The organism is Variovorax sp. 38R, from assembly GCF_014843395.1.
GTDB lineage: Bacteria > Pseudomonadota > Gammaproteobacteria > Burkholderiales > Burkholderiaceae_C > Variovorax > Variovorax paradoxus_H.
Genome location: NZ_CP062121.1, coordinates 4,990,634 through 5,016,850, shown reverse-complemented (window position 1 = coordinate 5,016,850; position 26,217 = coordinate 4,990,634). Strand labels below are relative to the sequence as shown.

At 68.1% G+C, this 26,217-nt stretch carries 29 protein-coding genes; 10 read left to right on the top strand and 19 right to left on the bottom strand.

The annotated features are described in order from the left end of the window. The first annotated feature begins 29 nt into the window (after positions 1 to 29). Positions 30 to 1,241, top strand: a complete 1,212-nt coding sequence (flgL, locus tag IG196_RS23230; protein ID WP_192193190.1) for a flagellar hook-associated protein FlgL — start codon at positions 30 to 32, stop codon at positions 1,239 to 1,241. A 133-nt stretch (positions 1,242 to 1,374) separates the two neighbouring features. Then, on the top strand, positions 1,375 to 2,268 hold the full coding sequence (locus IG196_RS23225) for a DMT family transporter (protein ID WP_101489179.1): 894 nt from the start codon (positions 1,375 to 1,377) through the stop codon (positions 2,266 to 2,268). 58 nt (positions 2,269 to 2,326) lie between these two features. Here IG196_RS23225 and IG196_RS23220 read toward each other — a convergent pair whose 3' ends face one another. Further along, entirely contained in the window at positions 2,327 to 3,235 is a 909-nt protein-coding gene (locus tag IG196_RS23220; RefSeq protein ID WP_192193189.1) for a LysR family transcriptional regulator, read from the bottom strand. A 273-nt stretch (positions 3,236 to 3,508) separates the two neighbouring features. Between IG196_RS23220 and IG196_RS23215 the strand changes: the two genes are divergently transcribed. The 3 genes from IG196_RS23215 to IG196_RS23205 all read left to right on the top strand — a co-directional run bounded on the left by IG196_RS23215 (position 3,509) and on the right by IG196_RS23205 (position 6,188). Beyond that, the gene (locus IG196_RS23215) at positions 3,509 to 4,540 is read left to right on the top strand and encodes an alpha/beta hydrolase (protein WP_192197124.1); all 1,032 of its coding nucleotides are present in this window, start codon (positions 3,509 to 3,511) and stop codon (positions 4,538 to 4,540) included. An 80-nt stretch (positions 4,541 to 4,620) separates the two neighbouring features. Then, positions 4,621 to 5,751, top strand: a complete 1,131-nt coding sequence (locus IG196_RS23210) for an MFS transporter (RefSeq protein ID WP_192197123.1) — start codon at positions 4,621 to 4,623, stop codon at positions 5,749 to 5,751. 95 nt (positions 5,752 to 5,846) lie between these two features. Next, a complete protein-coding gene (locus IG196_RS23205; protein WP_192193188.1) occupies positions 5,847 to 6,188 on the top strand; it encodes a cyclophilin-like fold protein in 342 nt (113 codons plus the stop codon). On the opposite strand, the gene IG196_RS23200 is transcribed toward IG196_RS23205, so the two are convergent. Beyond that, positions 6,185 to 7,096: a LysR family transcriptional regulator gene (locus IG196_RS23200; protein WP_192193187.1), complete on the bottom strand. Its 912-nt coding sequence runs from the start codon at positions 7,094 to 7,096 to the stop codon at positions 6,185 to 6,187. The genes IG196_RS23205 and IG196_RS23200 overlap by 4 nt on opposite strands. A 136-nt stretch (positions 7,097 to 7,232) precedes the next feature. Between IG196_RS23200 and IG196_RS23195 the strand changes: the two genes are divergently transcribed. Further along, positions 7,233 to 7,724 carry a cupin domain-containing protein gene (locus IG196_RS23195; RefSeq protein WP_192193186.1) on the top strand — a complete coding sequence of 164 codons (492 nt, stop codon included), beginning with the start codon at positions 7,233 to 7,235 and terminating at the stop codon, positions 7,722 to 7,724. A 94-nt stretch (positions 7,725 to 7,818) separates the two neighbouring features. Next, positions 7,819 to 8,484, top strand: a complete 666-nt coding sequence (locus tag IG196_RS23190) for a carboxymuconolactone decarboxylase family protein (RefSeq protein ID WP_192197122.1) — start codon at positions 7,819 to 7,821, stop codon at positions 8,482 to 8,484. Positions 8,485 to 8,556: 72 nt separating this feature from the next. Here the strand turns inward: IG196_RS23190 and kdsA are convergent, their stop codons facing one another. The 3 genes from kdsA to IG196_RS23175 form a co-directional block, all read right to left on the bottom strand. Further along, positions 8,557 to 9,408, bottom strand: a complete 852-nt coding sequence (gene kdsA, locus IG196_RS23185) for a 3-deoxy-8-phosphooctulonate synthase (RefSeq protein ID WP_192193185.1) — start codon at positions 9,406 to 9,408, stop codon at positions 8,557 to 8,559. Positions 9,409 to 9,506: 98 nt separating this feature from the next. Further along, complete coding sequence (locus IG196_RS23180) at positions 9,507 to 10,163, bottom strand: dihydrofolate reductase family protein (RefSeq protein WP_192193184.1); 657 nt, start codon at positions 10,161 to 10,163, stop codon at positions 9,507 to 9,509. Positions 10,164 to 10,242: 79 nt separating this feature from the next. After that, positions 10,243 to 11,430 (bottom strand): alpha/beta fold hydrolase, encoded by a 1,188-nt coding sequence (locus tag IG196_RS23175; protein WP_192193183.1) that lies wholly within the window; start codon positions 11,428 to 11,430, stop codon positions 10,243 to 10,245. Between the two features lie 238 nt (positions 11,431 to 11,668). Between IG196_RS23175 and IG196_RS23170 the strand changes: the two genes are divergently transcribed. The 3 genes from IG196_RS23170 to IG196_RS23160 all read left to right on the top strand — a co-directional run bounded on the left by IG196_RS23170 (position 11,669) and on the right by IG196_RS23160 (position 14,083). Beyond that, the gene (locus IG196_RS23170) at positions 11,669 to 12,733 is read left to right on the top strand and encodes a sensor histidine kinase (RefSeq protein WP_192193182.1); all 1,065 of its coding nucleotides are present in this window, start codon (positions 11,669 to 11,671) and stop codon (positions 12,731 to 12,733) included. Then, positions 12,697 to 13,524 (top strand): LytR/AlgR family response regulator transcription factor, encoded by an 828-nt coding sequence (locus IG196_RS23165; protein WP_192193181.1) that lies wholly within the window; start codon positions 12,697 to 12,699, stop codon positions 13,522 to 13,524. Before IG196_RS23170 ends, IG196_RS23165 begins: the two co-directional genes overlap by 37 nt. A gap of 187 nt (positions 13,525 to 13,711) precedes the next feature. After that, positions 13,712 to 14,083, top strand: coding sequence for a hypothetical protein (locus IG196_RS23160; protein WP_101489190.1), 372 nt, complete (start codon positions 13,712 to 13,714; stop codon positions 14,081 to 14,083). A gap of 76 nt (positions 14,084 to 14,159) precedes the next feature. Here IG196_RS23160 and IG196_RS23155 read toward each other — a convergent pair whose 3' ends face one another. From IG196_RS23155 to fliF, 14 genes are all read right to left on the bottom strand, one after another. Then, on the bottom strand, positions 14,160 to 14,999 hold the full coding sequence (locus IG196_RS23155; RefSeq protein WP_192193180.1) for a hypothetical protein: 840 nt from the start codon (positions 14,997 to 14,999) through the stop codon (positions 14,160 to 14,162). A 152-nt stretch (positions 15,000 to 15,151) separates the two neighbouring features. Beyond that, the gene (gene fliR / locus IG196_RS23150; RefSeq protein ID WP_192193179.1) at positions 15,152 to 15,949 is read right to left on the bottom strand and encodes a flagellar biosynthetic protein FliR; all 798 of its coding nucleotides are present in this window, start codon (positions 15,947 to 15,949) and stop codon (positions 15,152 to 15,154) included. After that, positions 15,946 to 16,215, bottom strand: a complete 270-nt coding sequence (gene fliQ, locus IG196_RS23145) for a flagellar biosynthesis protein FliQ (RefSeq protein WP_192193178.1) — start codon at positions 16,213 to 16,215, stop codon at positions 15,946 to 15,948. The genes fliR and fliQ overlap by 4 nt, the downstream gene beginning before the upstream one ends. After that, positions 16,212 to 16,943 carry a flagellar type III secretion system pore protein FliP gene (gene fliP / locus IG196_RS23140; protein ID WP_370680129.1) on the bottom strand — a complete coding sequence of 244 codons (732 nt, stop codon included), beginning with the start codon at positions 16,941 to 16,943 and terminating at the stop codon, positions 16,212 to 16,214. The genes fliQ and fliP overlap by 4 nt, the downstream gene beginning before the upstream one ends. Positions 16,944 to 16,966: 23 nt before the next feature. After that, entirely contained in the window at positions 16,967 to 17,449 is a 483-nt protein-coding gene (gene fliO / locus IG196_RS23135; protein ID WP_192193177.1) for a flagellar biosynthetic protein FliO, read from the bottom strand. Next, the gene (fliN, locus tag IG196_RS23130; protein WP_192193176.1) at positions 17,446 to 17,874 is read right to left on the bottom strand and encodes a flagellar motor switch protein FliN; all 429 of its coding nucleotides are present in this window, start codon (positions 17,872 to 17,874) and stop codon (positions 17,446 to 17,448) included. The genes fliO and fliN overlap by 4 nt, the downstream gene beginning before the upstream one ends. Further along, positions 17,867 to 18,868, bottom strand: a complete 1,002-nt coding sequence (gene fliM, locus IG196_RS23125) for a flagellar motor switch protein FliM (protein WP_192193175.1) — start codon at positions 18,866 to 18,868, stop codon at positions 17,867 to 17,869. Before fliM ends, fliN begins: the two co-directional genes overlap by 8 nt. Positions 18,869 to 18,898: 30 nt before the next feature. Beyond that, positions 18,899 to 19,414 (bottom strand): flagellar basal body-associated protein FliL, encoded by a 516-nt coding sequence (gene fliL / locus IG196_RS23120; RefSeq protein ID WP_192193174.1) that lies wholly within the window; start codon positions 19,412 to 19,414, stop codon positions 18,899 to 18,901. Positions 19,415 to 19,532: 118 nt separating this feature from the next. Continuing rightward, complete coding sequence (locus tag IG196_RS23115) at positions 19,533 to 20,855, bottom strand: flagellar hook-length control protein FliK (RefSeq protein ID WP_192193173.1); 1,323 nt, start codon at positions 20,853 to 20,855, stop codon at positions 19,533 to 19,535. Between the two features lie 19 nt (positions 20,856 to 20,874). After that, on the bottom strand, positions 20,875 to 21,336 hold the full coding sequence (gene fliJ / locus IG196_RS23110) for a flagellar export protein FliJ (protein WP_192193172.1): 462 nt from the start codon (positions 21,334 to 21,336) through the stop codon (positions 20,875 to 20,877). Further along, positions 21,333 to 22,760 (bottom strand): flagellar protein export ATPase FliI, encoded by a 1,428-nt coding sequence (fliI, locus tag IG196_RS23105; protein WP_192193171.1) that lies wholly within the window; start codon positions 22,758 to 22,760, stop codon positions 21,333 to 21,335. The genes fliJ and fliI overlap by 4 nt, the downstream gene beginning before the upstream one ends. Positions 22,761 to 22,764: 4 nt before the next feature. After that, entirely contained in the window at positions 22,765 to 23,529 is a 765-nt protein-coding gene (fliH, locus tag IG196_RS23100; protein WP_192193170.1) for a flagellar assembly protein FliH, read from the bottom strand. After that, a complete protein-coding gene (gene fliG, locus IG196_RS23095) occupies positions 23,516 to 24,517 on the bottom strand; it encodes a flagellar motor switch protein FliG (RefSeq protein WP_062469343.1) in 1,002 nt (333 codons plus the stop codon). Before fliG ends, fliH begins: the two co-directional genes overlap by 14 nt. Next, positions 24,510 to 26,198: a flagellar basal-body MS-ring/collar protein FliF gene (fliF, locus tag IG196_RS23090; RefSeq protein WP_192193169.1), complete on the bottom strand. Its 1,689-nt coding sequence runs from the start codon at positions 26,196 to 26,198 to the stop codon at positions 24,510 to 24,512. Before fliF ends, fliG begins: the two co-directional genes overlap by 8 nt. Between the last annotated feature and the right edge of the window lie 19 nt (positions 26,199 to 26,217).

Below are 26,217 nucleotides of genomic sequence, written 5' to 3'. Positions count from 1 at the left end.
CCTCCCACGCACAGATTCCAGGACCCGCGATGCGCATCAGCACCCAATCCTTCTTTGAACAGAGCCTGCAGTCGATGGGCCTGCAGCAGCAGAAGCTGTTCAGGGTCCAGCAGCAGCTGGCGACCAACTCCAAGTTCTTGTCGGCCGGCGACGACCCGGTGGGTGCGGCGCGTGCGCTCGGCGTGAGCCAGACGCTGGCGGAGGGCGCCCAGTTCGCCACCAGCCGCCAACGCGCGGCGCTGGCGCTGTCGACCGAGGAGAACGCGCTCGACTTCGTGACGTCGATCCTGCAGCACGTGAAGACGCTGGTCGTGCAGGCCGGCGGTGGCGGCCTGTCGGACGCCGACCGCGGCTCCCTCGCCACCGCCATCCAGAGCAGCCTGGAGCAGCTCGTGGGCGTGGCCAACAGCGACAACGGCAATGGGCAGTACCTGTTCGCCGGCTTCAAGAGCGGCAGCCCGCCCTTCGTGATGGCCGACGGCGGCGGCGTGCAGTACGTGGGCGACCAGGGCGAGCGGCTGATGCAGATCGACGTGGCGCGCCAGATGTCGACCTCGGACGACGGCCGCAGCATCTTTCAGACGGTGCAGGGCGGCGCGGGCTACGTGGCCTCGGGCGCGCCCGCCAACACCGGCTCGGGCGTGTTCGGCGCGGTGAGCACCACCGATGCCACCGCCCCGAACTACGGCCGTGATTTCACCATCCGCTTCACCGGCACCGACTACACGGTGATGACCAAGGACACGCCGCCGGTCGTGGCCGCGAGCGGCACGTTCACCGCGGGAAGTCCGATCACGTTCGGCGGCGTGCAGATTGCGATCAGCGGAACGCCGGCCAACGGCGACAGCTTCGACGTGTCGACCGCGCAGAACGCCGGCACCGACATCTTCGCGGCCCTGGGCGAGCTGGTGACCGCGCTGCGCGCACCGCTCAACGGCGGCGGCGCCGCGGCTCAGGCGCAACTGCGCAATGCGTTGAGCACCGCCAACGTGAAGGTCACGAACGCGCACGACAACGTGCTCACCGTGCTGTCGTCGGTGGGCTCGCGCCAGGTCGAGCTGGAGGCGCTCGACAGTGCGGGTGCGATGAACAAGCTGCAGGAAGAAAGTTATCTGTCGTCGATCGAGGATCTCGATCCGTACGCCGCGATCTCGGATTTCTATCAGCGGCAGTCGTCGCTGCAGGCGACGCAGATGACGTTTGCGCGGTTGAACAGCATTTCGCTCTTCAACTACCTGTAAGGGTGGAAGGGGCGACCGTGGTGACTTGCGTCACGACGGTGGCCCATGCAGCACCAGGCGTTCGCAGGGCCTATGCTTGGCGGTCAAGAACAAGCCCCGTCTCTGCCGGCCACTGCCGCGAGACAACGTCACCATGCACCCGACCGGAACCCTGCGCGGCATCGCCGCGATGCTGTTGGCTTGCGCCTTCTTCGCCTGCATGGATGCGCTGCTCAAGAACCTGGCCGGGCACTACCCGCCGGTGCAGGTCATGGCGCTGCGCGGCCTCACGGCGCTGCCGTTGGTGTGCCTGTACATCGCCTGGCGGCGCGAGGCGGCCGGTGTCTTCAACCGCCGGCTGCGATGGCCTTTGCACCTGCTGCGCACTGGGTTGAACATGACGATGCTCGTGCTCTTCGTGCACGGCTTGAAGTCCCTGGGCCTGGCCGAGGCCTACACCCTCACGTTCATCGCGCCGCTGCTGATGGTGCTCATCGCCGTGCCGCTGCTGGGCGAGTCGATTCTTCCGCGCCACTGGATTGCCATCGGGCTGGGCTTCGCCGGTGTCGTGATCGCATTGCGGCCCGAGCAGGGCGCCTTTCTCTCGACGGGCGCCGTGGCGATTCTGGTGGCCGCCGTCTGCTATGCGCTGTCGAACATGCTGGGCCGGCTCATCAGCCGCACCGAACCGAGCACCGCGCTGGTCTTCTGGACCACCGCGGGCATGGCGCTCGGCGGGAGCCTGCTGGCGGCACCGCAATGGGTGCCCCTCCAGGCCGAGCACACGTGGGTGCTGGCAGGCTTGGCCGTCAGCGGCTTTCTGGGCCAGCTGGCCATCGCCGAGGCCTTCCGCCACGGCCAGGCCGCGGCCATCGCGCCCTTCGAATACAGCGCCCTCGCGTGGGCGCTCGTGCTGGACTGGGTGTTCTGGCAGGCCGCGCCCGATGCATGGACGCTGGGCGGCGGCGCGTTGATCATTGCGAGCGGGCTGTGGCTGGCGCGCAGCGAGGCGCCCAGGTCTGCGCAGAAAAGGCGGAAGGCCGCCTGAGCCGCGACGTCTTGCTCAGGCGTTCCAGGTCAACCTCGCCACCCGCCCTTGCCGTTGACTAGCCGCCTGCACCTGGAGGCAAGAAGCGCAGCGCGTTGAGCACCAGCGAGAACGCGTGCGAGGGCTGCCGGCGGCTCGGGTAATACAGGTAGTAGCCCGGGAACGGAGGGCACCAGTCTTCCAGCACCCGCACCAGCTGGCCCTTGCCGAGGTGCGGTGCGAATTCATCTTCGGGCAGGAAGGCGATGCCCAGCCCGGCCAACGCGGCATCCACCATGCTGGGCGACGTGTTGAAGGTGAGCTGCCCATCGACCCGCACGTTCAACGGCTTGCCGCGTCGCTCGAAGTCCCAGACCCACAGCCCTCCCGCGGTCTGCATGCGCATGTTGATGCAGTTGTGCGTCAGCAGATCGCGTGGCGTCTTTGGCGGCGCATGGGCCTTGAAGTAGGCAGGAGAGGCCGCCACCGCCATGCGCAGTTGCGGCCCGATCGGCACCGCAATCATGTCCTTGTCGATGGTGTCGCCCAGACGCACGCCCGCGTCGAAGCGGTCGGCCACGATGTCGCGGAATCCGTAGTTGACGTCGAACTCGACCTTGATGTCGGGATAGTCGCGCAGCAAGGGCGTGAGCTTGGGCAGCAGCGTGGTGCGAAGGATGTGTTCGCCGCACGTGATGCGCACCGTGCCCGCTGGCTTGTCGCGCATTTGCGTCAGCTCATCCAGTTCGGCGTCGATCTCGTCGAAGCGATGGCCGATGGCGTTCAGCAGCCGTTCGCCGGCGGCCGTGGGCGACACGCTGCGCGTGGTGCGCGTGAGCAGGCGGATCTCCAGCCGCGCTTCCAGGCCGCTGATGGCCTGACTGAGGGCCGATTGCGTGACACCCAGCAGCGAGGCGGCGCGCGTGAAGCTGCGTTCGCGCGCCACGGTCACGAAGTACAGGAGATCGTTCAGATTGCGTTTGACCATGCGGGCAGTCTCCCATCGGGATTGATTAGTCTGACTTATATAGCTTTTAAGAATTCATTAGCTAGTCAGAACGACCGCCGGGGCCGAACATTCAGGGCAAGAGATCCCGCCGGCGGCCTCCCTGGCCGCTGGTTCCCACCCCTCACCACCACAGATCGAACCATGAGCAACGCCTTCAACCCCGAACACGCCGCAGACACCACGCGCAGCCAGGCGGCCCCGCGGCGTGAGTTCCTGAGGCAGGCGGGCACCGGCGCGGCGGCGCTGGGCCTCATGTCGATCACAGGCCATGCCGCTTTGGCGGCGAACATGAAAGCGAGCCCCGACGTGTCCAACGGCGCAGACAATTTCTACAAGAGCGACAAGGTGACGCTGCAGAAGGTCACCTTCAAGAACCAGTACCAGATGAACGTGGTGGGCAACCTCTTCGTTCCCAAAACCTTCGACCGCAGCAAGGCCCACCCGGCGCTCGTTGTGAGCCACCCGATGGGGGCCGTGAAGGAGCAAAGCGCGAACCTCTACGCGACCAAGATGGCCGAACAGGGCTTCGTCACGCTCGCCATCGATCTGCCGGGCTGGGGCGAGAGCGACGGGCCTCGCAACCTCGTGTCGCCGGAGATGTATGCCGAAGCGTTCAGCGCGGCGGTCGATTTCTTGGGGACGCAGTCGTTCGTGGACCGGCACCGCATCGGCGCAATCGGCATCTGCGGCAGCGGCAGCTTCGTGATCAGTGCGGCCAAGATCGATCCGCGCATGAAGGCGATTGCCACGGTGAGCATGTACGACATGGGTGCCGTCAACCGCCATGCGCTCCAAAAGTCACAGACGCTGGCGCAGCGCAAGGCCAGCATCGTCGCGGCCGCCGAGCAGCGCTATGTGGAGTTCCAGGGCGGCGAAATCGCTGTCGCGGGCGGCACCGATCTGGCGCTGACGGCAGGCACGCATCCGATACAGCGCGAGTTCTACGATTTCTACCGCACGCCGCGCGGCGAGTTCACGCCTGCTGGCGCATCGCCCCAAAGAACCACGAAGCCGACGGTCGCCAGCAACGTCAAGTTCATGAACTTCTATCCGTTCAATGACATCGAGACGATCTCGCCGCGTCCGCTGCTGTTCATCAGCGGCGACCAGGCGCATTCCAAGGAGTTCAGCGAAGACGCCTACCGGCGCGCCGCGGAACCGAAGGAACTGGTGTGGGTGCGGGGCGCGGGGCACGTCGATCTCTACGACCGCGTGAACCTCATTCCGTGGGACAAGCTGAGTTCGTTCTTCGGCCGGCACCTGGCGCAGACGGGGGCGTTGTGACGGCGCAGCTGTCCGAATCCGTCGACCGGCGAAGTTGTCCCACGGCCGCGACCGCCGCAAATTGGAGTGGCGTGTTCGCGATGTCGCTGTGCGTGTTCGCGCTGATCGCCTCGGAGTTCATGCCCGTCAGTCTGCTGACGCCGATCGCGGCCGATCTCCATGTCAGCCAGGGCATGGCCGGGCAGGGCATCGCGATCTCCGGGGCGTTCGCGGTGCTGGCCAGCCTTTCGGTATCGAGGCTCGCCGCAGGCATGGACCGCAAGACCTTGCTGCTGGGATTGACCGCGCTGATGGCCGTCTCCGGCGCGGTGGTCGCGGCGGCGCCGAGCTACCCGGTCTACATGGGCGGCCGTGCGCTCATCGGCGTGGTCATCGGCGGCTTCTGGTCGATGTCGGCCGCCACGGCGATGCGGCTCGTGCCGTCCCGCGAGGTGCCACGCGCCCTGGCCATCTTCAACGGCGGCAACGCACTGGCCACCGTGATCGCCGCGCCACTGGGCAGCTATCTCGGTTCGGTCATGGGGTGGCGCGGCGCCTTCTTCTGCCTGGTCCCGGTGGCGGTGATCGCCGGGGGCTGGCAGTGGATTAGCCTGCCGGCCATGAGGGTTCAGGGCGGCGCTCCGGGTTCGGGCCATGTGTTCAAGGTGCTGAAGCGCCGCCCCGTCGCCTTGGGCATGGCGGCATGCAGCGCCTTCTTCATGGGCCAGTTCGCGTTGTTCACTTACGTGCGGCCGTTCCTCGAAACGGTGACGCACGTGAACGTGTCGACGCTGTCGCTCATCCTGCTCGTGATCGGCGTGGCGGGGTTTGTCGGCACGGCACTGATCGGCGCGGTGCTCAAGCGCGGCCTGTACAAGACGCTGATCACGATTCCGATCCTGATGGCGGTGATCGCGGTGACGCTCATTCCCTTCGGCGCGCGGGTCCTGGCCATCGTGGCGCTGTTGGGCGTGTGGGGCCTGCTGGCGACGGCCGCGCCGGTCGGTTGGTGGAGCTGGATTGCCGAGGCCATGCCGCACGACGCCGAAGCCGGCGGCGGGCTGATGGTGGCGGTGATCCAGTTGGCCATTGCACTGGGATCGACCGTGGGCGGTCTGCTGTTCGATGCGACGGGCTACCAGAGTACCTTCATCGCGAGTGCCGCCGTGCTGCTGCTGGGCGCCTTCCTCGCCTGGCTGGCGGCGCGTTCGCAAGCGCGGCAAGCGACATGAGACGGCGGCACACGATCGTCCTGTGGTGCGGTCTGCTCATGCTCGGGACATCTGGCGCCGCCCCGGCGGCACCTGTTCAAACGGAGGAATCACACATGTGGATGACCGTCGGCGAACGTCGCTTCGCCATCACCCTGGCCGACACCGAGGCAGCCCGCGCCTTCGCCGCGATGCTGCCGCTCTCGATCGACATGCCGGACCTCCACAGCAACGAGAAGCATGCGGCGTTGCCGCGATCGCTGCCGACGAACGAGATCCGTCCCGGCACGATCAGAAGCGGCGATCTGATGCTGTACGGACCGCGAACGCTGGTCGTGTTCTACAAGACCTTCGACTCGCCCTACGCGTACACCCGCCTCGGCCGCGTGGACGACGCCTCAGGCCTGGCACAGGCACTCGGCGGCGGCAGCGTGCGGATCGGGTTCTCCAAGCCCTAAGCGCGCCGGGGCGGTGGCGCCCGGTATCGCAGCGCTTCGATGACCAGCGCGAGCGCGGGGGACAGATGGCGGCGGTTGGCGTAGTACAGGTGATAGCCCGGGAAGGTCGGCCACCAGTCCTGCAGCACCGGAACCAGCCGCCCCTCCTGGATGTGCTGTTCCATGATGTCGAAAGGCACGTACGCGAAGCCCATGCCGTCCAGTGCCGCGCGCAGCATCAGGAAGGTGTTGTTGAACACCGTCTGGCCTTGCACCCGCACGCTGACCTGCTTCTTTCCTTTCTCGAAGTCCCATGCGTACAGACCGCCGTGCGTGGGAAGCCGAAGGTTCACGCAGCGATGCGCCGTCAGGTCTTCGGGCTTCCGGGGAATGGACTTGCCCGCGAGGTAATCGGGAGAAGCCGCCACCGCCATCCTCAATGCCGGTGCAATCGGCACCGCCACCATGTCCTTGTCGACGCGGTTGCCCACCCGCACGCCGGCATCGAAGCGTTCGGCTGCGATGTCGGTGAAGCCGTAGTCGACGCTGAACTCCACCTCGATGTCAGGGTACTGCTTGAGCAGCGGCATGAGCCGGGGCCACAGCACGGTGGCAATCGCGTGGTCGTGCGTGGTGATGCGCACCGTGCCGGCCGGCTTGTCGCGCATCGCGCTGAGCGATTCGAGTTCCCGCTCGATGTCCTTCAGGCGCGGCGCCAGCGTATGCAGGAGCCGGGCACCCGCGTCGGTCACCGAGACGCTGCGCGTGGTGCGCGTCAGCAGGCGCACGCCCAGACGGGCCTCCAGCGCCAGCATCGAGTGGCTGAGCGCCGAGCGCGACACGCCCATCTGGGCGGCGGCACGGGTGAAGCTGCGTTCGCGCGCGACGACGACGAAGGCCTGGAGGTCGTTCAGGTTTTCCTTTGCCATTGGTGAGCCCTGTTCACATAAGCATCCCGATTTTGCAGTCTTCTCAATCAAGCACCGGGTCCATAAAGTTGCTTCATCGCGTCGCCCCGACAGCGGCGACGCACTTCTTTTCATCGACGACCAGGAGCTGACCCCCATGTGCATCCGACCCTTGAAGGCGGCGCTTTACCTCGCAGCCTTGAACGCCATCGGCGCAGGCGCCGAACCTGCATCAGCGCCGGCCGCGGCCCAGCAGATCGCCAGGGCCGGAAGCCAACCCTCCGCCGTCGGGCCTGCCGAATATTTCACCGGCCGCGTGCGTGTCGACCCGGTGTGGCCCGCCACCGACACCCTCAATGCCTCCGGCGGCCTCGTGACCTTCGAACCCGGCGCCCGCTCCGCGTGGCACACCCATCCGGCGGGACAGCGCCTGGTGGTCCAGTCGGGTGTCGGCCTGACCCAGGAGTGGGGCAAGCCCGTGCAGGAGATCCGCCCCGGCGATGTCGTCTGGTGCCCTCCGGGCGTCAAGCACTGGCACGGCGCCGCGCCTTTCACGGCATTGGTTCACCTGGCCGTCACCGGCACCGTGGGCGGAAAGAACGTCGAATGGATGGAGAAGGTCACCGATGCGCAATACAACCAACGCTAGCCAGGACAAGGGCGGGGCATTGGCCCTGGCCTTCGCCCTGTTCCTGGCTGCCGCCGCGTGCCACGCCGGCACAGGGTCCCCGGAGTCCACGTACATGAACGCCACGCGCACCGCCACCGAGCCGCTTTCGCAGCGCCAGCAATCCATCATTCCCATTGCAGCGTTCGCAGCGGCTGGCGACATCGCCCGTTTGAACACCGCGCTCGAGCATGGACTCGATGCAGGCCTCGCGGTCAACGAGGCGAAAGAGATCCTCGTGCAGGTGTACGCCTATGCGGGGTTCCCGCGCAGCCTCAATGCGCTGGGCGAACTGATGAAGGTCGTGCAGGCGCGCCAGCAGCGCGGCGTCCTGGACACGCAGGGGGCGCTGCCCTCGCGCCCCATTCCGACAGGCGCGGCGCTGCGGGCAGCCGGCACGGCCAACCAGACGAAGCTCGTGGGGCAGCCCGTCAAGGGCGCGTTGTTCGATTTCGCGCCGGCCATCGACGAGTACCTGAAGACGCACCTCTTCGGCGATGTGTTCGAGCGAGACAACCTCGACTGGCCGAGTCGTGAGCTGGCGACGGTCGGGATGCTGTCGGCGCTTGCGGGTGCCGAGTCGCAGCTCCAGTCCCACATGAGCATCAGCATGAACCTGGGCATCACCGCGGCCCAGCTGAACCAGCTGACCCAGGTTCTTGCAGACCGCGTCGGCGCGGGGGCGGCCCGCAGGGCGCGCGAAGCGCTGGATCGCCAGCTGGCCGCACGTCCCGGACGTTGACATCGCGTCGGGATGCCATGCGGCATCGGGAGAAGCGCCGCACACCGCGACGCTAGAAACAGCGTCAGGCGTTCAGGCGCGGATGTGCAGCGGCGCGAACGACTTCACCAGGTCGTCCAACGCCTTCAACTGCGTGAGGAACGGCTCCAGCTGGTCCAGCGGCAGCGCGCTGGGACCGTCGCACTTGGCCTGCGCCGGGTCGGGATGCGCTTCAAGAAAAAGACCCGCCAGGCCCACCGCCAGGCCCGCACGCGCCAGCTCGGCCACTTGCTCGCGTCGCCCACCAGAAGCGACGGCGTTCGCCTCGCGTTGCTGCAGCGCATGGGTCACGTCGAAGATGACGGGCAGGTTCCCCGTGACCTTCTTCATGGTGCCGAAGCCGAGCATGTCGACCACGAGGTTGTCGTAGCCGAAGCAGGTGCCGCGGTCGCACAGGATGACGGGGGAGGTGCCCGCTTCCTTGATCTTCTCGACGATGTTGAGCACCTGCGTCGGGCTCAGGAACTGGGGCTTCTTGACGTTGATGACCTTGCCTGTCTGGGCCATCGCGACGACCAGGTCGGTCTGGCGGGCGAGGAACGCAGGCAGCTGCAGAACGTCGACCACTTCGGCAACGGGTTTCGCCTGCCATGGCTCGTGCACGTCGGTGAGCACGGGAACGCCGAACGCCGCCTTGACGGCCTCGAAGATCTTCAGGCCCTCTTCCATGCCGGGGCCCCGGTAGGAGTGGATCGACGAGCGGTTCGCCTTGTCGAAACTGGCCTTGAAGACGTAGGGGATGCCGAGCTTTTGCGTGACGCGGACGTATTCTTCTGCAGCACGCAGGGCCATGTCTTTCGACTCGAGGACGTTGACGCCGCCGAACAGGACAAAGCCGTTGTTGTTGCTGACGTGGATGGCGGGGGTGATGGCGACGGTGGTCAAGGCGAGCTCCTCTGTACGGTGTGGGCTGCATTCTCGCGGTTCGGCATCTGGCCAGAAGCCGTCGATCGATCGAGCGAGCGAGGGCTGCCTTGCTGACGTCAAGCTGCGTTGCGGCGCAGGAACATGTGCGTGGCGCGCTCGCCTGCGACCTGCCGCTCGCAGCGGTAGCCCAGTGCGGGCAGATCCAGGCCTGCGAACAGCGGCTCGCCCTTTCCCATCAGCACCGGTCGCACGGCCAGGTGAAGTTCGTCGATGAGCCCGGCCTTCAGATATTCGCGCACGGTCGCCGCGCCGCCGCCCACGCGCACGTCGCGCGCACCCGCGGCCGCCTTTGCCTGCGCCAGCGCCTCGTGGATGCCGCCGGTGACGAAGTGGAAGGTGGTGCCGCCCTGCATCGTCAGGGGCGCGCGGGCATGGTGGGTCAGCACGAAGACCGGCACGTGGTACGGGGGCTCGTCACCCCACCAGCCTTTCCAGCTGTCATCGGGCCAGGGGCCGCGCACCGGGCCGAACATGTTGCGCCCGAGGATCCAGGCCCCCATCTCGGCGAAGCCCTGTTCGGCCATCTCGTTGTCGACGCCGGTCTCGCCGTTGGCCTCGCCCGTCTTTTGCATCTGCTGCCAGACGCGTGTGGGAACGAACCAGTCCATGAGTTCCGGGCCGCGAACGCCCAGCGGATGCGCCAGGCTCTGGTCCGGGCCGGCGGCAAAGCCATCGAGCGAAACGCCGAAGCTGCGCACGAGCAATCGGGTCATGGCGGGTCTCCTGAAAAAGGAGCCGCAGTTTAGCGCCGGGCGAGCCCGCCATCGAGGGGCGCAGCCCCTCACCGCATGCCTACTTCGCCAAGAGCGACGCAATCGCCGGCCCGGCCTGACCGATGGTGGCGCCCAGTGCATCGGCATGGCCATTGGGACTGTTCATCTCGACATACTCTGCCGGCGTGCCTTGCGCCTTGAGGATCTCCACGGCGCGTTTCGACAGGAGCGGCGGAAAGATCTGGTCCGAGCTGATGCCCACGAACAGCGACCTGGCCTTGATGCGGTCGGGTTTGGCGCTGGGCAGCTGCAAGGCCTTCAGCGTGTACAGCCAGCTGTTCGCGTCCATGCCCTTGGCACGCGCTTCGCCGATCTTCTCGAGGGTGGCATCGACCGCAAACTGGTTCGCGGCCGCTTCGCCGGGGTTCTTGCCCGGGTCGGCCCACTTCTGGCCGAAGGCCTTGTCGGCCCAGGCGAAACTGAGCGCGTCGAGCGTGACCAGCCGCATGGCCTGCGTCATGCCTGCCAGCGGCTCGGCCTTGCCATGGTAGTCGCCGTTGGCCCAGTTCGGGTCCAGCTTTACGGCCGCGCCCCACGAGCTCATCTTGGCGATGGCGTAGGCCGGGCTGTCGACGCCAGGTCCCACGATGGACACCAGGCGCTGCACGCGCTCCGGGTAGGCCGAGGCCCATTCCACCGACATCCAGGCGCCGGCCGACGCGCCCGCCACGGCGTAGAGGGTTCGAATGCCCAACGAATCGAGCAGGGCCTTCTGCACCTCCACCGTGTCCCGCGCCGCCAGCACCGGGAAGCGCGGGCCATACGGTTTGCCGGTGGCGGCGTCGATGCTGGCGGGGCCGGTGCTGATGACGGTGGCCGATGCGCGATTCGGGTTGGATAACGCGTCGGTCGCGATGACGAAGAACCGATCGGTGTCGATCGGCAGGCCGGCGCCGATGATCGTGTCCCAGTACCCCGGCGCGGCGTCGCTCGCGGCATACCGCCCGGCGGCGTGCGAGGTGCCGGTGATGAAGTGGTTGATGAGGATCACGTTGTCTCGCGCCGCATTCAGGCGGCCATAGGTTTCATAGCCAATGCGCACGCCCTTGATGGCCTGGCCGTTCACGGTCGTGTAGGCGGGCAGGGTGAACACCTGCTTTTCCACGATGCCGTCGAAGGCCTGTGCGTTCGTCGTGACGAGGGCTGCACAGACGGCGGCCGCGGCGCAGAGCAGCGTGTTCGAAAGAGAAAAAGAAGATCGTTGCATGGGGACTCCCGAGTGGTGAGGCACGCACTGTCGGCCGCCGCTGCCAGGCGTGCATCCGGTTTGGCGCCCAAACGCCCGGCGGAGGGTGCCAACGGTCGTGAGGCGGCATTGAGCGGTCGCCGTTCGGTCCACTAAAACGACGGCTCGAGGACAAACTCGCCCCCACGGGCCTCTGATCAGTAGCGGCATGGCCTGCCAACCTCTACAGTGCCGCGATGCATGCAGCCGACTGCCGCCCGTGATCCGTGTTGACTCCTCCCTTCCCGCCCGCTGGCTTGGCGCAGCGCGGCTGACGGCCGGCGCGTTCCTGCTGTGCGCGATCGCGACCGGGCTGCTCTTCTGGGCCGCGCCTGCGCTCGGGTCGCCGGCGCGCCTGTTCGTCTTCGTCGGATGCGTCGGCATGGTGTTCATCGCGTGCATCGCGGTGCTGGGCCGCTCCAGGCGGCTGCGGCGAATGCAGGCGCTGCCCCGTTGGCTTCTGATCGGCGTGATCGCCATCCCGACGGGGTACTTCGGGGGGCACCTGGTCGCGCTCCTGATCCTGGGCGAACCGATCGGCCGCGTCGTGGGGCATGAAAGCGACTACATGGTGGCGTTCGCATTCGGCCTGGTGCTGGCCGTGTTCGTCCTCTACGTTGCTGCGACGCGTGACCAGCTTGCCAAGGAGGCGATCGCGCGGTCCGACGCCCAGCGCCTCGCCACCGAATCGGAACTGAGGCTGCTTCGCGCGCAACTCGAGCCTCACATGCTGTTCAACACGCTGGCGAACCTGCGCTCGCTCGTCAGCGAGGACCCGCGACAGGCCGAGCGCATGATCGACCAGCTGATCGTCTACCTGCGCAGCACGCATGCCGCGTCGCGCGACGAAGTGACGACGCTGCAGTCGGAGTTCGCCCAGCTGAGGGCGTACCTCGACATCATGTCCTTGCGCATGGGGCCCAGGCTGGCCTACCGGCTCGACCTGCCCGCCGAACTGGCGCGAATCGCCGTCCCGCCGATGCTGTTGCAGCCGCTGGTCGAGAACGCGATCAGGCACGGCCTGGAACCGAAGTTGGGCGCAGGAAGCATCGACGTGCTGGCGCGGTCGATCGAGGGCGGCATTGAGGTCGCGGTAGACGATTCCGGCCTGGGCTTGTCGCCGCACCATTTCGCTTCGAGTGATGACCAGGCCGGCGAGGTCTGCGGCTCCGGACTGAAGAATGTGCGTGACCGCCTGCAGGCCCTCTATGGCCTGCGCGCGTCCCTGACTCTGCAAGCGCGATCGCCATGCGGCGTTCGCGCGGTCGTGAGGATTCCCTCGTGAACGCGTGGCGTGCCGTGATTGCCGAAGATGAACCGGTGCTGTCGAGAACACTGCAGCGGTTGCTGTTCGAAGCCTGGCCCGAGCTGAACATCGTGGGCGTCGCCGAAGATGGCCTGAAGGCGATCGAACTGGCCCAGACCCTGGCGCCCGATGTGATGTTCCTGGACATCAAGATGCCGGGAAAAACAGGCCTGGAAGTTGCCGAGGCCGTCGCGGACGAGTGGCCCGACGATCAGGCCGAACCGCTCTTCGTCTTCATCACCGCGTACGACAACTTCGCGATCTCGGCGTTCGAGCATGCGGCAATGGACTACATGCTCAAGCCGGCGACGCTCGAACGCCTGCAGGTCTGCGTGCAACGTCTGAAGCAACGGTTGCACGAGCGCGCGCACACACCGGTTGCCGGTGGCATGGCAGCCCTGATGCAGCGCGTTCAGTCGATCACGGACCCGGCCGACGCGCCTGAAAAGATCAAGGTCATCCGCGCCGGCGTCGGCAACACCGTGCGGATGATTCCGGTCTCGGAGGTGATCTGTCTGGAAACCGCCGAGAAGTACGTGAATGTCGTCACGGCCCAGGGCGAGGCGTTGGTGCGCATGAGCCTGCGCGATCTGGTCTCGCGCATCGACGCCGCCGACTTCACGCAGGTGCATCGCGGCGTGCTCGTCAACACCCACTGCATCGAAAGCGCCACCCGCGACGAGAACGGGCGCTACAGCCTGTCCGTGCGGGGCCTGGCGCGATCGCTCAAGGTCAGCCGTGCGTTCGGGCACCTGTTCCGCGCGATGTAGCGGCAGCCCGACGGCCGCGTTGCCGGACGTGGTGCCGACCGCCTGCACGCAGGGGGCTGCCGGCCCCCGCCCGGCCAGTTGGGAATGTGACATTTGGGAACGTTCTTCACCGTGGCGATGTACGCGGTGCCGCAAGGCCAGGCGTTGGTGATGCATCAGGGCGATTTCTTGCCCTCCAGGAGATGAAATGACTTTTTCCCGAACCGCTCTCAAGCTGGGTGCCGCAGGTCTCGTGGCTGCCGGCGCCTTGTTCACCGCCGCATCGGCCAATGCGGCCACCAGTTGGTCCATTGGCGTCAACTTGCCCGGCGTGGTCGTGAGCGAGCCCGCACCGGTCTATTACGAGCCGGCGCCGGTCTACTCGAGGCCGGCCCCGACCTACTACCAGCCTGCCCAGCCGGTCTACTCCGTGCCGGCACCTGTCTACTACGAGCCTGGATCTCGTTGGGAGGAGCGTCGCGCGCAACGCTGGGAAGAGCGCCGCGCGGAGCGCCGTGAATGGCGTCGCCGCCAATGGGAGCGTGAGCAGCACCAGCGCTACTACGAAGAGCGTGACTGATGCCGGCAACGGCTGTCCGTGAGTGGATCGACGCGCAAGTTCGCATCGCGAAACCGACGGCCCGCTGCCCGCATGGTCAGCGCCTCGGGGCGCGCAATTTCGCGATGCCAAAGCCCAATGCCACGGCGACGCACAAAAAGGCCAGCACGGCCAGCCAGGTGGATTGGGTGAAGTAATAGGCGCCCAAGGCCGCACCCGCAGCCACGAAGGCGCCCAGCCATTCCAGGGCGGGGTCGAGCCAGCTCTTGGCAGCGTGCGCCTTGGGTTCCGCGAATGCGCGATCGTGCTCGTCGATCTGCTGTGGTGTCGGTGGTCTGCGGGCCTTCCTTTTTTGTCGCGGGTCGGGAAAGTGTTCTCGCAACGCCGACGTGGGCCACGCGCCATCGCTGGATGACGCGATGCCGCTCAAGGTCCAGACCGGGTCCACATCGTGCCTTGCAAGATCCGACATCAGGCTTTCGCGCGCCTTGCCGTCGCGGAGACCGTCGATGTCCTCAAGATCGGCGCGCAGCCATGGCTCGGCGTCGGCCGCATCTGGCAAGCCAGAGGTGCGCAGCAGGAGGTAGTCCCCGAAGTGCTGCGCAATCAGTGCTTCAAAGGACGCGTAGATCGGGCGGTAGCGTTCTCCGACAGCGCCGAGGATCGCTTCACGCCGTGTCGCCAGCCGCGCAACCGCCACGGCTTTTTCAACGACGAGGTAGGGATAGGTTGCGTCGGCGCCGAAATCGTCCATGCATTCCTCCCGGTCGACGGCCGAGGCTTCGTCGTCCATGTCGTATTCGTCGATGAAGCGCGCGTACCGGATGTCGCTGGTGCTGAAGAGCGCCCGCCAGAACAGCGGGAAGAACGCATTGGCCTCCAGCTCGGCGCCATGGCCGAAGAAGCTGCGCCATTCGTTGCGGCTGCCTTCCGGCATCCGGGGCAGGGAGGAGCTGGACAGATAAATAGGGTGTGACATGCGCGACCTTCCGTGTTGCGACCGGAATGATCTCAGGGGGAGTGGCTTTTCATCAAGTGACCCTGCTGTTCTTCAAAACCGCTGAACGGCCGCAAGCAGATGTCCACCCCTCAAGGCCGCAGCCCCTGCGTGAACCGCAGCATGTTCGCCAGCGACTCCGCAAACCGCGGCTCCAGAAACGCCGCCAGGTGCGGCATCAATAACTGCAGCATCACCAGCCCCGCCAGCAGCGTCAGCGGAAAGCCCACCGCGAAGATGCTGAACTGTGGCGAGGCGCGGTTCAGGATGCCCATGGCGAGGTTGAGCGTGAGCAGTGCGGTGATCAGCGGCAGCGCCAGCAGCAGGCCGGTCGCGAAGATGTCGCCGCCCGCCAGCACCAGGAACATCCAGCCGCCGGCCGCCAGCGGCGCGTCGGCGATGGGCAGCGTGTGAAAGCTCGCGGCCAGCGCTTCCAGCATCAGCAGGTGGCCGTCAAGCGCCATGAAGATCAGCATCGCCAGCATGTTCAGCAGCCGCGACACCACCATCGTGCTGCCGTGGCTCATGGGGTCGAAGAACGACGCGAACGACAGGCCCATCTGCAGGCCGATGTATTCGCCCGCAGCCAGCACGGCGGTGAAGATCAGGCGCATCGAGAAGCCCATGGCGGCGCCGATCAGCACTTGCTGCACAAGAATCCAGAGGCCGCCTGCCGACACCACGGGCACCGCCGGCAGCGGGCCGAGGGTGGGCGAGATCACCAGCGTGAGCACGGCGGCGATGCCCACCTTCACTTGCCGCGTCGCCCACGGCTCGCCGAACACCGGCGCCGTGGAGACCATGGCCAGCATGCGAACGAAAGGCCAAAGAAAGGCGATCAGCCAGGCCTCGAGCTGGCCCGAGGTGACGGAGAAAACCGAAGGCGTCACACCAGCATCTGCGGGATGCTGGCGAACAGGGCGCGCATGTAGTCGAGCATGCGGTCGAGCATCCACGGCCCGGCGATGACCAGCGTCGCGAACACCGCAAGCAACTTGGGAATGAAGGACAGCGTGGCCTCGTTGATCTGCGTGGCCGCCTGGAAGATGCTGACCACCAGGCCGATCACCAGTGCCACCAGCAGCAGCGGCGCGCCCAGCAGCAGCGAGATTTCCATGGCCCGGTGGCCCATGGTCATGACGGCTTCGGGCGTCATAAGTAGAAGCTCTGCGAGAGCGCACCGATGAGCAACTGCCAGCCGTCGGCGAGCACGAACAGCATGAGCTTGAAGGGCAGCGCGATCGACGCGGGGGGCACCATCATCATGCCCATCGACATCAGCACGCTCGCCACCACGAGGTCGATGATGAGAAAGGGAATGAAGATGGTGAAGCCGATCTGGAAGGCCGTCTTCAGCTCGCTGATGACGAAGGCCGGCAGCAGGATGCGCAGCGGCACGTCTTCGGGGCCTTGCATCTCGGGCGCCTTGGCGAGCCGCGCGAACAGCGCCAGGTCGGTCTCGCGGGTCTGCTTGAGCATGAAGGTCTTGAAGGGCGCGATGCCGCGTTCCAATGCTTTCTCGGCGCTGAGCTTGCTTTCCGAGAAGGGCACGTAGGCCTCGGTGTAGGCCTTGTCGAACACCGGCGACATCACGAAGAAGGTGAGGAACAGCGACAGCCCCACCAGGATCTGGTTGGGCGGCGAGGTCTGCGTGCCGATGGCGGTGCGCAGCAGGCCCAGCACGATGAGGATGCGCGTGAAGCTGGTCATCGACAGCAGCAGCGCGGGCAGGAAGGTGAGCGAGGTCAGCAGCACCAGCGTCTGCACGCTCAGCGACCAGGTCTGGCTGCCGCCGGGGCCGGGCGTGCTGGTGAGGCCGGGCAGCCCTTGCGTCCACGCGGCGGCGGGCAGCGTGGCGGCGAGCAGCAGCAGGGCGGTGCGCAGGCCGCGGTGCAGGGCAGGGCGCGTCATGGGGCGGTGCGCGCTTTGCCGGCGAGGGAGTCGCGCAGCTTCTGTGCAAACAGGCCCACCGGGTTTTGTGGCGACATCGGTGTGACTGCCGCAGGCGTTGCTTGCGCCGGCAGCGTGTGCAGCGTGTTGACCTGGCTGCCGGTGACGCCGAGCACCAGCCACTGGCCGGCCACTTCCACCACGACCACGCGCTCGCGCGGACCGACCATGGCGGTGGACACCACCTTCACCACCTGGCCGCCGCCCAGCCGCTGCAGGCCGAAGCGCCGCGCCAGCCACGCGCACAGGAAGATCAGCCCCACCACCGCCGCCATGCCGAAGCCCGCCTGCAGCAGGCCGGCGCCGCCGACTGCCGACGGCGGCGCGGCTTCGCGCACCGGCGTGGGCACGGTGGGCAGCGCGGCATGCGTCGCATGCAGGCCCAGTGCGAGCAGCGCGGTTCCCCGCACGAACAGCGAAGACACCCGCGCCAGGTTCATGCGCGCGCGAGCTTCTGCATGCGCTCGGAGGGCGTGACGATGTCGGTCAGGCGAATGCCGTACTTCTCGTTCACCACCACCACCTCGCCCTGCGCAATGAGGTAGCCGTTGATCAGCACGTCCAGCGGCTGGCCGGCCAGGCCGTCGAGCTCGACCACCGAGCCCTGCGACAGCTGCAGCAGGTTCTTGATGGTGATGCGCGTGCGGCCGATCTCGGCGGTGAGCTGCACCGGCACGTCGAGCACGCGCGCGATGTCCACAGGCGTGGTGGACGATGCAGCCGGTGCGTCCTGGATCTGCTGGAAGACGTGTGCCGTTGCAGGTGCCACGGCCGGGTCGGGCGTGGGCGCGCTGGCCGCGGTCTGCTCGGCCAGTGCGCTGGCCCAGTCGTCCGCGTCGCTGGCGGCAGAGGTGTTGTCAGTCATGGTCGTTCTTCGAATCACTGTCTTGGTGGGAGATCATGTGTTGCACGCGCAGGGCGTAGCGCTCGTTGGAGGTGCCGTAGCCGCAGGCCATCACCGGCACGCCGCCGACCTTGGCGACCACCGTCGCCGGCAGCTCGATGGGAATGACGTCGCCCACGCGCAGCTTCATCACGTCGCCCAGCGTCGAGGGCATGGTCACGAAGTCGGCGGTGAGCTCGACGTCGGCGGCCTGCATCTGGCGCGACATCTGCGTGACCCAGCGCTTGTCGACCTCGACCTCGTCCTGGATCGGGTTGGACAGCAGGTCGCGGATCGGCTCGATCATCGAGTAGGGCAGGCACACGTGCAGAAAGCCGCCGATGGGGCCGAACTCGATCTGCAGCGTGGTGTTGATCACCACCTCGTTGGGCGCAACGATGTTGGCGAGCTTGCCGTGCATCTCGGCGCGCACGTAGTCGAAGGCCAGCGGGAACACGGGCTGCCACGCGTCGCCGTAGCACTGCAGCGACAGGTCGAGCAGGCGCTTGATGATGCGTTGCTCGGTGCGCGTGAAGTCGCGCCCTTCCACGCGCACGTGGTAGCGCCCGTCGCTGCCGAACAGGTTGTCCACCACGAGGAACACGAGCTTCGGGTCGAACACGAAGAGCGCGGTGCCGCGCAGCGGCTTCATGTGGATCATGTTGATGTTCGCGGGCACCGGCAGGTGCCGCACGAACTCGCCGAACTGCTGGATCTGTACCGGCCCGACCGAGATGTCGGGGCTGCGGCGCATGAAGTTCAGCAGCGCGCTGCGCAGGCCGCGCGCGAAGCGGTCGTTGATGACCTCCAGCGTGTGCATGCGGTTGCGCACCACGCGGTCGGGCGCACCGAGGTCGTAGGCCGGCAAGCCGTCGGGCGGCGGCGCGGGCGCGGCGGCCTGGTCGAGGTCGCCGCCGGTGACGCCCTGCAGCAGCGCATCGACCTCGTCCTGGGAGAGCACCTGTTCATACGCCATGGATCGCGGGTCCGCAAACGGGCATCGTCGTCACTGCACGACGAAGGAGTTGAAGGACACGCTCGCAATGCCCAGCTCGGGCAGGCCCTCGGCCAGCGGTGCGTTCAGGGCGCTGTGAATCTCGGTGGCCAGCCGGGCCTTGTCTTCCGACGTGACCAGCGATTCGGGCGGGCGGTTCGACAGCAGCACCAGCAGGCGGCTGCGCAGCTCGGGCATGAACTCCACGATCTGCGCCTTGGCCTGCTCGTCGCGCAGCTTCAGTGCCAAGCCGATCTGCAGGAAGCGCGAGCGGCCTTCGGACTGCAGGTTGACGGTCAGCGGCTCCAGCATGAGGAAGATGGGCTTTTCGGGCACCGGTGCCTTGGCCGTCTCGGCGGCGGCGTGCTCGGTGAAGCGGGGAAGCACGAAGACGTACGCAGCCGCGCCGGCCGCGGCCAGGCCGAGAGCGGCCACACATCCGATCAGCAGTTTCGAGGTGCGGCGCGAGGCCGGCGGGTCGGTCGCGACCGACGCAGCCGCGGTGGCGGCGGGAGAAGAGGTAGCCATGGTGAAACGGTGGACGGGTCCGATCTATTCTTTGCGAAGTCCCCCGCGAACGAACGGCCGAACAAGCGCACAAAGGCGCTTCACATCCGTTCATTGCGGGAGGCGGGCGGGGGCGGTTTCAGGCGAAGGTGTCGACGCCCGGGCCCGTGCGTGGGGTGGCAACGGGGCGGGGTGCCGCCGTGGTCGTGCGGGCGATGTCGGCCGTGGCAGATGTGCCCTGCGGTCGCCACGCACCCTGTCGCTGGTGTTGCTGCTGCTGTTGCTGCGCGAACGCGGCGTCCTGCCCGAAGGGTGCGCGCGTGTCCGCACCGACCGAGGTCTGGCCCAGCGTGATGCCCTGCTCCGACAGGCTGGTGCGCAGCTGCGGCAGTGCGGCCTCGACGGCCTTGCGCACGCTCTCGTGCGCCGACACGAACGCGGCCTGCGCCTGGTGCTCGCCGATCGACAGCGTGACCTTCAGCGGGCCGAGGCCGGCGGGGTTGAGGTTCAGCTCGGCCGTGTGCGTGCCGGTGAGGCTCATGCGCGCGAGTTGCTGACCGAGTGCGGGCGCCCATTTCTCGCTGCCGACTTCGGGGGCGAGCGTGTGCACGAGGTAGCGTGCGACGGGGCTCTCGGTCGTGCGCTCGGTGGAAGCGGCGGCGGGTTGTTGAAGTGCGAAAGAAGCGGCTGGGGTTGCCGCGTCGTCGCTTGAAGCGGTGGCGGGCACTGCGGCGAGAGGTCCGGCTTCCGCCGTCACGGGCTTCGCGTCGCCGGCGGGCTGGGCTTGCGCGGCGGCTGCGAGTTGTTCGGTGGTGGTGGCGCTCACGGTGCGCGGTGCGCCCGCGCGGCCCGGTGCGGCGGTGCCGACGGGTGGGCCTGCGGGTGCGGCAGCCGGCTTCTTTCCGTCGACAGCCATCGGCTGCGCGGCCACGGCGGCGCGCACGATCTCGTACAGCGACGGTGGGGCTGCGCTGTCGGCTTCGGGGGCTGCGCTTTGTGCGGCGGCGGTTGCGGTGGGGGCGGAGACGTCTTCAGTGGCGAGGGCCGGCTCGGGCACGGTTGCTGCGTCGCTGCTCAGGCGCGCCGGGCCTGCAGGCAGGGCGGCTTGCGCATCGGGTGTCAGGACAGTGTCTGGCGCACCGCTGCCCTGCGTGGCCGCAGGTCCTGCAAGAGCCAATGCCTGTTGCGGCGTGACAGCCACAGCAAGAAACGCGAGATCCGGTTCCGCAGGCTGCGCATCCCGCATGTCTTCAGCGAGATCCGTCTTGCGCGGCGGCTTGGCCTCCGCGACCACGGTGTCGGCATCCGATGTCTTCTCGGCCTGGCTCGCACGCGAACGCTCAAGCGCAGCACCGAACGCACGGCCCTGCGCCTCGTCGGCGTTGCTGCGGCCACGTGCGCCGGCCTGTGCCACCGGCGAAGCAGCGGCAGGCGTGACGGACGGCGGAATCATGGGAGGCATGTCGGTTCCTGGAGGAGATTCAGTGGGTGGGGTGCGAGGCGCGATCGAAGAACTGGCGGGCGGCGCGCTCGTCGCTGTCGCGCTGTTCGCGCTTGGCCTGCGCCATCAGCTCTTGCGTGCGCACGCGATCGGCCAGCGTGTCGAACGAGCTGAGGCGGCGCTTCTCGCGCTGCCAGTCGGTGCGGCCCCGGTCGAGCTGGTGCCCGGCCCGCTCGGCGATGGCGCGCTGCTGCGCGATCGCGTGGTCGAGCGTGCCGAGAAAGTTGCGGTAGTTGCGCCACTGCGACGACGGCAGGCCGCCGCGCATCAGCGTGTCGAGCTGCGCGTGGTAATCCTGGCGGTACTGCAGCAGCAGATCGAGCTTCTGCTGCGCGCTCAGGTGCGCGCTTTGCAATGCGCCCAGGCGGCGCGCGGCGTCGTCGGTCTGGCTCTGCGCCAGGTCGATGAGCATGCCGAGGGGGAGCTTGCTGCTACTGCTCATGGGCGTCCTGACGGAGGTGTGTGCGTGAACAGGCTGTCCATGTGGGCGATGGCCTCCTCGTAGCCGGTGCGTTCGTGCATCGACTGCTGCAGGAAGGCCTCGATGCGCGGGTACATCGCGATCGCCTGGTCCAGCTGCAGGTCGTGCCCCGGCGCATAGGCGCCCACGCTGATCAGGTCGCGGTTGCGCTGGTAGCGCGACAGCATCTGCTTGAAGCGGCGCACGGTGTCGAACTGCGTGGACGGAATCAGCGACGTCATCGCGCGGCTGATCGACGCTTCGATGTCGATGGCCGGGTAGTGCCCCGCCTCGGCCAGCGTGCGCGAGAGCACGATGTGGCCGTCAAGAATCGCGCGCGCCGAATCGGCGATCGGGTCCTGCTGGTCGTCGCCTTCGGACAGGACGGTGTAGAAGGCCGTGATCGAGCCGCCGCGCCCCTGCGCGTCGCGCGCGCCGTTGCCGGCGCGTTCGACCAAGGCGGGCAGCCGCGCGAACACCGAAGGCGGGTAGCCTTTGGTGGCGGGCGGCTCGCCCACGGCCAGCGCGATCTCGCGCTGCGCCATCGCATAGCGCGTGAGCGAATCCATGATGAGCAGCACGTCCTTGCCCTGGTCGCGAAAGTACTCGGCCAGACAGGTGGCATAGGCCGCGCCTTGCAGGCGCAGCAGCGGCGAGTTGTCGGCCGGCGCGGCCACCACCACCGCGCGGGCCAGGCCCTCTTCGCCCAGCGTGTTCTCGATGAAGTCCTTCACCTCGCGCCCGCGCTCGCCGATGAGGCCGACCACGATCACTTCGGCGCTGGTGTAGCGGGCCATCATGCCCAGCAGCACGCTCTTGCCCACGCCCGAGCCGGCAAACAGGCCCATGCGCTGGCCGCGGCCGACGGTGAGCATCGCGTTGATGGCGCGCACGCCCACGTCGAGCACCGAGTCGATGGCCGCGCGCGACAGCGGGTTGATCGGCGGCGCTGCGAGCGGCACCTGGCGCGCCACGTCGAGCGGGCCGAGCCCGTCGAGCGGGCGGCCGGCCGCATCGACCACGCGGCCGAGCATGCCTTCGCCCACGGGCAGGCGTTTGGTGTGCGCGTCGCCGGTCGCGTCGGGTTCGCGCAGACCCGGCCGTGCGAACACGCGCGCACCGGGCAGCAGGCCCGCCACTTCGGTCTGCGACATGAGGAAAAGACGGTCGCCTGCGAAGCCCACCACTTCGGCTTCGGCATGCCGCTGCGGATGGCCGGGCGGCAGCTCGATGAGGCAGTCGCTGCCCACGGGCAGCTGCAGGCCCACGGCTTCGAGCACGAGGCCGACGGCGCGCGTGAGGCGGCCCGAGGCGGTCGTGGTCGTGCAGCGGGCGACGTCGGCGCGCGCCTGCTCCAGCGCGGCCCGCACGCTGTTCAGATGAGGATTGGTGTCGGCGGTCTGCATCGGCTCAGCGGGCGTCACCACGCAGCGCCGCACCCACACGCGCCCAGCGCGTGGCCAGGCTGGCGTCCAGCTCGCCCGTGGCCGACTGCACGCGGCAGCCGCCGCGCGCCAGGCTGTCGTCGGCGCGCAGTTGCCAGCCGGCCGCTTCGATCTCACTGCCCAGGCTGTTCTTCACCAGCGCGATGTCGTCGGGGTGCAGCAGCAGGCGCGGTTCGCCGCGCAGCGCGGGTTCGGCATGCAGCAGGTCGCGCACCAGCGGGAGCACCCACTCGGGCTCGGCCTGGTAGGTGCGGTGCACGATCTGGCGCGCCACGTCGAGTGCGAGCGCGAGCACGGTCTCGGCCAGTTCGGTTTCGGCGCCGCGCAGCGCCTCGGGCAGTGAGCGGGCGAGTGCGCGCAGGCGTTCGGCGTGCACGCTGGCGGCGGCGAGGCCGGTGGCCAGGCCTTCGGTGTGGCCGACCTGGCGGCCTTCGGCCAGCCCGGCGGCGCGGCCTTCGGCTTCGCCTGCAGCACGCGCCTCCTTGCGGATGCGGGCCAGCTCGGCGAGGTCGACTTTGGGCGCGGGAGACGCAGGCGGTGGAGAAGGGCGCTGCGCCGTGTGGCGCGAGAGGGCCGTGCCCGACGGCGCCTTGCCATCGAGCGTGCCCATCTCCCAGCGCTCCCACGCCGACAGCGCGGGCGTGCCGGCGCCGGCCTGGCGCGCGGCCGCGTGGATGGCGGCGAGGCGCTCGCGCGATCCACCGAAGGCGCCGGGGTCAGACGAAGTCATCGGTGCCAGGCGCTGCGATCACGATCTCGCCGGCATCCGCGAGCCGGCGCGCCACCTGCAGGATGGCCTTCTGCTCGGTCTCGACCTGCGACACGCGCACGGGGCCGCGCAGCTCCATGTCCTCGCGCAGCGTTTCCGCCGCGCGCTGCGACATGTTGCTGAGGAACTTGTCGCGCAGCTCCAGCGGTGCGCCCTTGAGCGCGATGATGAGCGAGTCGGACTCGATGTCCTTGAGCAGGCGCTGGATGCTGCGGTCTTCCAGGCCCAGCAGGTTTTCGAACACGAACATCTCGTCGACGATGCGCTGGGCCAGCGCCTCGTCCTGCTCGCGCACATGGGCAATGGCTTCTTCTTCCACCGTGGTGCTCATCAGGTTGACGATCTCGGCCGCCGTGCGCACACCACCCAGGCGGCTGCGGCGCAGGCCCTGGCCCGCGAGCATTTCGGTGAGCACTTCGGTCAGCTCGTTCAGCGCCGACGGCTGCACGCCGCCGAAGGTGGCCACGCGCATGATGACGTCGTGGCGCAGGCGCGCGGGCAGCTTCTCGAGCACCTCCGACGCCTTCATGCGGTCCAGGTGCACCAGCAGCGTCGCAAGGATCTGCGGGTGCTCGTCGCGGATGAGCTCGGCCACCTCGCCGGCCTCGAGTTCGTTCAGCCGCTCGATGCCGCCGTGCGGCTCATCGGGCTGCAGGATGTCCTCGAGCAGGTTGCTCGCGCGGTCGTCGCCCAGCGCCTTCTTGAGCACGGCGCGGATGTAGCTGGTCGAGCCCAGGTGCAGCGCCGAGAGCTGCTCGGTCTCCTGGCGGAACTCGGCCAGCACCGAGGCCAGCTCGTCGCGCGACACCGCGCTGAGCTTCGACATGGCCAGGCCCAGCGCCTGCACCTCGGAGGTGGGCAGCAGGTGCAGCGCGGCGGCGGCGCGGTCTTCGCCCAGCGCCATGAGCAGGATGGCGCTCTTGCGGGTTCCTGCCTCGCTGCTAGTCATTGGTGTGCATCCAGTGCTGGATCAGGGCGGCCACGAGCTTGGGGTCCTTGTCGGCGGTCTGCTGGGCGTAGTCCATGTCGGCCTTCTGGCGTGTGGACTCGCGCTGCTGCAGTGTTTCTTCGGGTTCGGCGGAAGGCGCGGCAGCGTCAGCGACCACGGGCGTCGCAGGTTGTGCGGGCGGCAGCGGCGCCAGGTGCCGGCGCATCAGCGGACGCACCACGGCGAACCAGGCGAACAGCGCGAGCAGACCGATGAGCAGGTACGGGCCCAGTGCCTTGCCGAGCGCGAGGTTGTCGCGGTCGCGCCAGAACGGCAGCTCGGGTGCGGGGCCGGCCTCGGCGTCGCGGACGAAGGCGCTGTTGACCACGTTGAGCGAATCGCCGCGTTCGGTGCTGAAGCCCATCGCTTCCTTCGCGAGGTTGCGGATCTGCTCCAGCTCGGCCGGTGTGAGGGCGTGGGTGCCGGCCTTGCCCGCGGCATCGACCGTGTCGCGGTGGTTCACCACCACGGCGACCGACAGGCGCTTCACGCCGCCGGCGGCCTGCTGCACGTGGCGGATGGTGCGGTCGAGTTCGTAGTTGGTCGTGACGTCCTTGCGCGTGTTGCTCGGGCCGGCCGGTGCAGCAGCGGGAGGCGTGTTCGTCGCGCCCGGTGCGCTGGGCGCATTCGGCGGCCGGGGCGCAGTGATCGGCGCAGTCGGGTTCACCGGCGGCTGGTTCGACAGCGCGCCCGGCACGCCGCCGGGCGGCGCACCGTTCTGCTGTGCCGACTCGCTGGACTGCTGGCTGCGGATCGCGGCCTGCGCCGGGTCCTGGTTGGGCTTGTACTTCTCGTCGGTGTGTTCCACCACCGAGAAGTCGATGTCGGCCGCGACCTGCGCGCGCACATTGCTCGCGCCCACCAGCGGCTGAAGAATGGCTTCGATGCGACGCACGTAGCCCTGCTCGATCTCCTGTGCGTACTTGAGCTGGCTCACGTCCAGGCCCTGGCTGGTGCCGCGCGCCGACGACAGCAGGTTGCCGCGCTGGTCGACCACCGTGACGTTCTTGGCGTCCAGGTCGGGCACGCTGCTGGACACCATGTGCACGATGGCGCTCACCTGGCCTTCGTCGATGCTGCGCCCGCGCATCAGCGTGAGCACCACGGAGGCCGAGGGCTTCTTCTGGTCGCGCACGAACAGCGACGGCTTGGGCAGCGCCAGGTGCACGCGCGCCGCTTCGATGGTGCCGATCGATTCGATGGAGCGCGCCAGCTCGCCTTCGAGCCCGCGCTGGTAGTTGACCTGCTCGGCGAACTGGCTGGTGCCGAACTTCTGGTTGTCCATCAGTTCGAAGCCCACGCCGCCGGCCTTGGGCAGGCCTTGCGCCGCGAGCTTCAGGCGCGTCTCCGCGACCTTGTCGCCCGCGATGAGGATCGCGCCGCCGCCCTCGGCGAACTTGTAGGGCACGTTCATCTGCTGCAGCGACGCGATGATCGCGCCGCCGTCGCGGTCCGACACGTTGGTGTAGAGCACCTTGTAGTCCGGGCCGCGGCTCCACAGCAGGGCGGCGGCCAGCACCGTCACCAGCGCCGCGGCGCCAATGATCAGCGGCAGGCGCGGCTGCGCGCGCATGCGCTCCAGCATCGGGGGCAGGCCGTTGCCGTCCGCCGGCAGGCTGCCCGTGGGCGCGGCCGTGCTCATCGGCGCGCCTTCGCTGCGG

What these genes read in the sequence shown, in the direction of transcription:
- fliL (WP_192193174.1), bottom strand. Translation starts at nt 19,414, where the DNA reads ATGGCTACCTCTTCTCCCGCCGCCACCGCGGCTGCGTCGGTCGCGACC.
- IG196_RS23190 (WP_192197122.1), top strand. Translation starts at nt 7,819, where the DNA reads ATGAACGCCACGCGCACCGCCACCGAGCCGCTTTCGCAGCGCCAGCAA.
- IG196_RS23155 (WP_192193180.1), bottom strand. Translation starts at nt 14,999, where the DNA reads ATGCCGGAAGGCAGCCGCAACGAATGGCGCAGCTTCTTCGGCCATGGC.
- IG196_RS23215 (WP_192197124.1), top strand. Translation starts at nt 3,509, where the DNA reads ATGTCGATCACAGGCCATGCCGCTTTGGCGGCGAACATGAAAGCGAGC.
- flgL (WP_192193190.1), top strand. Translation starts at nt 30, where the DNA reads ATGCGCATCAGCACCCAATCCTTCTTTGAACAGAGCCTGCAGTCGATG.
- IG196_RS23195 (WP_192193186.1), top strand. Translation starts at nt 7,233, where the DNA reads ATGTGCATCCGACCCTTGAAGGCGGCGCTTTACCTCGCAGCCTTGAAC.
- IG196_RS23200 (WP_192193187.1), bottom strand. Translation starts at nt 7,096, where the DNA reads ATGGCAAAGGAAAACCTGAACGACCTCCAGGCCTTCGTCGTCGTCGCG.
- IG196_RS23225 (WP_101489179.1), top strand. Translation starts at nt 1,375, where the DNA reads ATGCACCCGACCGGAACCCTGCGCGGCATCGCCGCGATGCTGTTGGCT.
- IG196_RS23160 (WP_101489190.1), top strand. Translation starts at nt 13,712, where the DNA reads ATGACTTTTTCCCGAACCGCTCTCAAGCTGGGTGCCGCAGGTCTCGTG.
- IG196_RS23210 (WP_192197123.1), top strand. Translation starts at nt 4,621, where the DNA reads ATGTCGCTGTGCGTGTTCGCGCTGATCGCCTCGGAGTTCATGCCCGTC.
- IG196_RS23165 (WP_192193181.1), top strand. Translation starts at nt 12,697, where the DNA reads ATGCGGCGTTCGCGCGGTCGTGAGGATTCCCTCGTGAACGCGTGGCGT.
- fliM (WP_192193175.1), bottom strand. Translation starts at nt 18,868, where the DNA reads ATGGCGTATGAACAGGTGCTCTCCCAGGACGAGGTCGATGCGCTGCTG.
- fliF (WP_192193169.1), bottom strand. Translation starts at nt 26,198, where the DNA reads ATGAGCACGGCCGCGCCCACGGGCAGCCTGCCGGCGGACGGCAACGGC.
- fliN (WP_192193176.1), bottom strand. Translation starts at nt 17,874, where the DNA reads ATGACTGACAACACCTCTGCCGCCAGCGACGCGGACGACTGGGCCAGC.
- IG196_RS23175 (WP_192193183.1), bottom strand. Translation starts at nt 11,430, where the DNA reads ATGCAACGATCTTCTTTTTCTCTTTCGAACACGCTGCTCTGCGCCGCG.
- fliQ (WP_192193178.1), bottom strand. Translation starts at nt 16,215, where the DNA reads ATGACGCCCGAAGCCGTCATGACCATGGGCCACCGGGCCATGGAAATC.
- fliG (WP_062469343.1), bottom strand. Translation starts at nt 24,517, where the DNA reads ATGACTAGCAGCGAGGCAGGAACCCGCAAGAGCGCCATCCTGCTCATG.
- fliJ (WP_192193172.1), bottom strand. Translation starts at nt 21,336, where the DNA reads ATGAGCAGTAGCAGCAAGCTCCCCCTCGGCATGCTCATCGACCTGGCG.
- IG196_RS23180 (WP_192193184.1), bottom strand. Translation starts at nt 10,163, where the DNA reads ATGACCCGATTGCTCGTGCGCAGCTTCGGCGTTTCGCTCGATGGCTTT.
- IG196_RS23205 (WP_192193188.1), top strand. Translation starts at nt 5,847, where the DNA reads ATGTGGATGACCGTCGGCGAACGTCGCTTCGCCATCACCCTGGCCGAC.
- fliI (WP_192193171.1), bottom strand. Translation starts at nt 22,760, where the DNA reads ATGCAGACCGCCGACACCAATCCTCATCTGAACAGCGTGCGGGCCGCG.
- IG196_RS23220 (WP_192193189.1), bottom strand. Translation starts at nt 3,235, where the DNA reads ATGGTCAAACGCAATCTGAACGATCTCCTGTACTTCGTGACCGTGGCG.
- fliO (WP_192193177.1), bottom strand. Translation starts at nt 17,449, where the DNA reads ATGAACCTGGCGCGGGTGTCTTCGCTGTTCGTGCGGGGAACCGCGCTG.
- IG196_RS23115 (WP_192193173.1), bottom strand. Translation starts at nt 20,855, where the DNA reads ATGCCTCCCATGATTCCGCCGTCCGTCACGCCTGCCGCTGCTTCGCCG.
- fliH (WP_192193170.1), bottom strand. Translation starts at nt 23,529, where the DNA reads ATGACTTCGTCTGACCCCGGCGCCTTCGGTGGATCGCGCGAGCGCCTC.